The sequence below is a fragment of the Novosphingobium sp. genome, from assembly GCF_040079535.1.
Lineage (GTDB): Bacteria > Pseudomonadota > Alphaproteobacteria > Sphingomonadales > Sphingomonadaceae > Novosphingobium.
Window position 1 is genome coordinate 1 of record NZ_JBEBKB010000076.1, and the last position, 4,151, is coordinate 4,151.

The 4,151-nt window shown below is 60.5% G+C and carries 6 protein-coding genes; 1 reads left to right on the forward strand and 5 read right to left on the reverse strand.

Annotated features, from left to right (window positions below):
- Positions 1-76: 76 nt before the first annotated feature.
- Positions 77-391 (forward strand): DUF1905 domain-containing protein, encoded by a 315-nt coding sequence (locus ABL914_RS13740; protein WP_391563756.1) that lies wholly within the window; start codon positions 77-79, stop codon positions 389-391.
- Between the two features lie 52 nt (positions 392-443).
- On the opposite strand, the gene ABL914_RS13745 is transcribed toward ABL914_RS13740, so the two are convergent.
- The 5 genes from ABL914_RS13745 to ABL914_RS13765 all read right to left on the reverse strand — a co-directional run.
- Positions 444-806, reverse strand: a complete 363-nt coding sequence (locus ABL914_RS13745; protein WP_391563757.1) for a VOC family protein — start codon at positions 804-806, stop codon at positions 444-446.
- A 162-nt stretch (positions 807-968) separates the two neighbouring features.
- On the reverse strand, positions 969-3,062 hold the full coding sequence (locus ABL914_RS13750; RefSeq protein ID WP_391563758.1) for a RelA/SpoT family protein: 2,094 nt from the start codon (positions 3,060-3,062) through the stop codon (positions 969-971).
- A 48-nt stretch (positions 3,063-3,110) separates the two neighbouring features.
- On the reverse strand, positions 3,111-3,410 hold the full coding sequence (locus tag ABL914_RS13755; RefSeq protein ID WP_391563759.1) for a CcdB family protein: 300 nt from the start codon (positions 3,408-3,410) through the stop codon (positions 3,111-3,113).
- Entirely contained in the window at positions 3,410-3,649 is a 240-nt protein-coding gene (locus ABL914_RS13760) for a type II toxin-antitoxin system CcdA family antitoxin (protein WP_391563760.1), read from the reverse strand. The genes ABL914_RS13755 and ABL914_RS13760 overlap by 1 nt, the downstream gene beginning before the upstream one ends.
- 31 nt (positions 3,650-3,680) lie before the next feature.
- Positions 3,681-4,151 (reverse strand): coproporphyrinogen III oxidase (locus ABL914_RS13765; RefSeq protein WP_391563761.1); only part of this gene is annotated, 471 nt, incomplete at its 5' end.

The window sequence follows — 4,151 nt, forward strand, 5'->3', positions numbered from 1 at the left end:
TGGGTCCCCGCATGCGCGGGGATGACGAGGGTTGGGAACTTCCCGGTTTACCTTTTCACCTTTGCGTGAAAAAGAAATGACCGAAACGATCACCCACACCGGCCCGCTCTGGCGCTGGACCACCCCCGCCGCCCCGGCAGCGTGGTTTTTCATCACCATCGATGGCGAGGCCGGAGAGGCCCTTTCCGCCACCGCGCTGATGCGGCGGATGGAAAAGACTTTGCGCGGGTTCGGCTCACTCAAAGTCACCGCGCAGATCGGTGATAGCACGTTCAAGACTTCGCTGTTCCCCTCGAAAGAGCTGGGCTGGATGCTGCCGGTGAAGGCCGCCGTGCGCAAGGCCGAAGGGGTGGGCGAGGGCGATGTGATTGCGGTAGTGCTGGAGGTCTGAGCACCCAAGATCCTCTCCATTTTCGCCGGATGGCGCAAATGGGGAGGATCTTCTAGCCTTGCATCAGTTCAATCCGGTTGCCGAAGGGATCGCTGACAAAGCAGCGCGCACGGCCTTCGATCGGCTCATCGGGAACCACCGCCACCCCTGCCGCTGTCAGCGCCGCAATCATGCCCGCCAGATCATCCACCAACAGCGCCGGGTGCGCTTTCTGCGCAGGCCGGAAATCAGCTTCCACCCCCAGATGCACTTTCACCCCCGATGCTTCGAACCAGCATCCGCCGCGCGCCGCCAGAACCGGCGGCTTGGGGACTTCGGGCAGCCCCAACAGCCCGGTATAAAACCCCCGCGCCGCAGCTTCCCCGCCCGGTGGCATGGCCAGCTGGACATGCTCGATCCCTACGATCCGCACCATTATTGTCCCGCTCTGCTGCGGCATTGCCTCCGCAACCGCACCATTATTGTCCCGCTCTGCTGCGGCATTGCCTCCGCAACCGCATCAAATCCGCTCTGCTGCGGCATTGCCTCCGCAACCACATCAAATCCGCTCTGCTGCGGCATTGCCTCCGCAACCGCATCAAATCCGCTCCGCCTCGGCCACGGCATCGCTGGCGCGAAGCGCGCTGACAATCCGGGTAAGGTGGGCAAGATCGCTCACTTCAAGGTCAATTTCGTAAGTCGAAAACAGCTCGTCCCGGCCGGAATTCTCGAGGCTGGCAATATTGGCACGGTTGCCCGCAAAGATCCCCGTCGCCTCGGCCAAAGTCCCGGGCCGATTATACAGCACCACCCGGACCCGCCCAAGTGCGCCGCTGGTGCGTTCACCCCACGACAAATCGAGCCAATCGGCATCAACCCCGCTGGCCAGCGCCAGGCAATCGATGGTGTGGACCACTACGCCCTTGTCGGGTTCGCGAATGCCGACGATCCGATCGCCCGGCACCGGGTGGCAGCAATCGCCAAGGTGAAAGGCCATTCCCGCGGTTAGCCCTTTGATTGATATCGCCCGATCGGCCTTGGCCCAATGCTCAGGCTCGGGCATGTCCTTGGTGCTGCCCGGCATCAGCGCTTCCATCACCGCGCGGTCTTCCAGCTTGGCGGTGCCGATCACCACCATAAGCTCCTCCTCGCCAGCCAGGCCCAGCCGTTTGCAGGCATCCTTTACCGCCTTCTTGCCGATCTTCGATGGCAGCCGATCGGCGATCTGATCAAACAGCTTGCGCCCGATCACGGCCACTTCGGCGCGTTCCTTGGCCCGCACTGCGCGGCGGATCGCGGCGCGAGCCTTGCCGGTCACCACAAAGCCCAGCCAGGCCAATTGCGGGCTGGCGTTGCGGCTTTTGATCAATTCCACCACATCGCCATTGCTCAGCACCGTGCGCAGCGGCATGTGCCGTCCGTTGATCTTGGCGCCCACCGCAAAGCTGCCCAGATCGGAATGGACCGCATAGGCGAAATCGACCGGGGTTGATCCCTTGGGCAATTGCAGCAGCTGGCCCTTGGGGGTGAAGGCAAAGATCCGGTCCTGATAGATTGCCAGCTTGGTGTGCTCCAGCAGCTCCTCGGCATCATGGCTTTCATCAACGATCTCGATCAGATCACGCAACCACCCCACCTGGCCATCGGGCCGGACCCCGCCCTGTTTATAGGCCCAGTGCGCCGCCAGGCCGAACTCGTTCAAGCGGTGCATTTCGCTGTCGCGGATCTGCACTTCCATCCGCATCGAATTTTCATAGATCAGCGCGGTGTGCAGGCTTTTGTAGCCGTTTGATTTGGGGGTTGAGATATAATCCTTGAAGCGCCCCGGAATCACGTGCCAGGTTGAATGGAGCACCCCCAGCGCCTTGTAACAATCCAGCTGGCTTTCTGCGACCACCCGAAAAGCCATGATATCGGTAATCTGCTCAAACGAAACGTGGCGTTCGGCCATCTTCTTCCAGATCGAATAAGGGTGCTTTTCGCGGCCCGAAACCTCAACCTTCAGCCCGGCTTCGGCCAGCGCCTGCTTGATCGCGAGCGCAATGGCATCAACCTGCCCGCCTTCGCTTGAGCGGATCTGCGCGAGCCGCCCGGTGATGATCGCATAACCTTCGGGCTCCAGCTGCTCAAACGACAGCAGCTGCATCTCGCGCATGTATTCATACATCCCCACGCGTTCGGCCAAGGGGGCATAGATATCCATCGTTTCACGCGCGATCCGGCGGCGCTTGTCCTCGCTCTTGATAAAATGAAGCGTGCGCATGTTGTGCAGCCGATCGGCCAGCTTGACCAGCAGCACCCGGATATCCTCGCTCATCGCCAGGAAGAATTTGCGCAGGTTCTCAGCCGCGCGCTCACTCTCGCCCATCGCCTCGATCTTGGAAAGCTTGGTCACCCCATCGACCAACCGGGCAACCTCGGGCCCGAACAGATTTTCGATCTCCTCAGGCGTCGCCAGCGTATCTTCCACCGTATCGTGGAGCAGCGCGGTGATGATTGTTTCCTGATCGAGCTTGAGCTCGGTCATCAGGCCGGCAACCTCAACCGGATGGCTGAAATAGGGATCGCCGCTGGCGCGCTTCTGGCTGCCGTGTTTCTGCACGGTATAGACATAGGCACGGTTAAGCATCGCCTCATCCGCATCCGGATCATAGGCTAAAACGCGTTCAACAAGTTCGTACTGGCGCAGCATTGTTGCCACTGTGGCGGGAGAAGGGGGGGAAGGGCAAGGGGCTTTGCGTCAAACTCCCGTGATCAGAAAATCGAGCGCGTTGAGAATCGCGTGGCGTTGGGGTTCAAGCGAAGCGATCGGCGCTGACAGGTCTTTGGCTGGAACAGCGGTTGCCAATTGCGTTGCCATCAAGACGATTTCGTCATGCAGCCGCAGCAAGGGGTGCAGGTTTTTCATGGTTTGCGGAACAGCATCTGGATCGAACAATGGCACCACAAGCCGGGTACTTACCAGATCGTTGACTGCGTCCGATTGACAGTCAAGCACCAACCCGCCCGCGCTCAAGCGATAGACATCGAATTGTGCCATCAAAACTGCCGATAGCGTTCTAGCGGCAAACCGTTCTCCTCGGTCCAGGCGTTCCATGCCTCGGCCGCCGCCCGGTTTTCGTCTTGCCAGCGCCGCTTGCGCTCATCCTTGAGAGCAGCTTCAAGCCCAGCTTCACAGGCCCGCGAAAGGTTAATGTCGAGCGCCTTGGCCGCTGCCACCAGATCGGCGGCAAGCGTGATATTGGTAGACTTGCGCGGGCTTTTGATCGGAGCATTCATGCGCAAAGATTATGCGCATGTTTTACGCGCGTCAACTCCACGTCGCCTCAGGCGGCAGGCTCATCAGGATCGCATCAATATTCCCGCCGGTCTTCAGGCCAAACAGGGTGCCGCGATCGTAGACCAGGTTGAATTCGGCGTAACGCCCGCGCCATTCGAGTTGTTGTTGCTTGTCGGCAGCGCTGAACGGCAGGCCCATCCGGCGGCGAACCAGCTTGGGGAACACATCAAGAAACGCTTCGCCAACATCGCGGGTGAAGGCGAAATTGGCTTCAAACGCAGCCGCACCATCGCATTCAAGGTGATCGTAGAAGATCCCGCCGACGCCGCGATGCACCCCGCGATGGGGGATGAAGAAATAGTCATCCGCCCAGGCCTTGAACCTGGGGTAATAGGCCGGATCGTGGGCATCGCAGGCGGCCTGAAACGCGCTGTGGAACTCTTCGGTATCATCGTCATAGGGGATTGGCGGGTTAAGATCGCCGCCGCCGCCGAACCAGGC